Source organism: Pseudomonas sp. rhizo66 (assembly GCF_031931925.1).
Classification (GTDB): domain Bacteria; phylum Pseudomonadota; class Gammaproteobacteria; order Pseudomonadales; family Pseudomonadaceae; genus Aquipseudomonas.
Genome location: NZ_JAUJWZ010000055.1, coordinates 1 through 672, shown reverse-complemented (window position 1 = coordinate 672; position 672 = coordinate 1). Strand labels below are relative to the sequence as shown.

The 672-nt window shown below is 59.7% G+C and carries 1 pseudogene; it reads left to right on the top strand.

From position 1 onward, the window contains the following. Nucleotides 1-672: pseudogene (locus tag QZR14_RS27925) on the top strand (type I secretion target); the annotation flags it as partial.

Sequence of the window (672 nt, the reverse complement as noted above, 5' to 3'; positions counted from 1 at the left end):
CGACGCCGACTTCAAAAACCTCCACGGCGGTGGCAACGGCACAGAGACCTTCGCCTACACCATTACCGATTCCGATGGCGATACCAGCACCGCGAACCTCGTCCTGCAGATCCACAACAATGACGATCCGGTGATTATCAACGGCCTCGATGTGAATGGCGGCGAACTCACCGTTTACGAAAAAAATCTCACTGACGGCAGTGCACCAGATTCCACCGCGCTAACCCAAAGCGGCACGTTCACTATCACTGCACTCGATGGCGTCACAACCCTGACCGTCGGCGGCATCGCCGTCGTCACCAACGGTGTAGCGGCAGGTTTCCCGCAATCGGTCACCACGCCGCTGGGCAGCACACTGACCATCACCGGTTTCAACGCTGCTACCGGCGTGGTGAGTTACAGCTACACCCTGGCCGATAACGAAGCCCATCCGAACGCCGACGGCGCGAACAATCTGCCTGAGCAGTTCGCTGTCACGGTGGTCGACGATAACGGCACCACCGCCAATGGCACGCTGGACGTCAACATCGTCGACGACCTGCCAAAAGCCAACGACGACAGCAACGGAACCGCGTCAGAAAGCCAACTGACCCTGACCGGCAACGTGTTGACCAACGATGTGCAAGGCGCTGACCGCGTACCCACCGGACCGGTAACCCCGGGCACATTCAC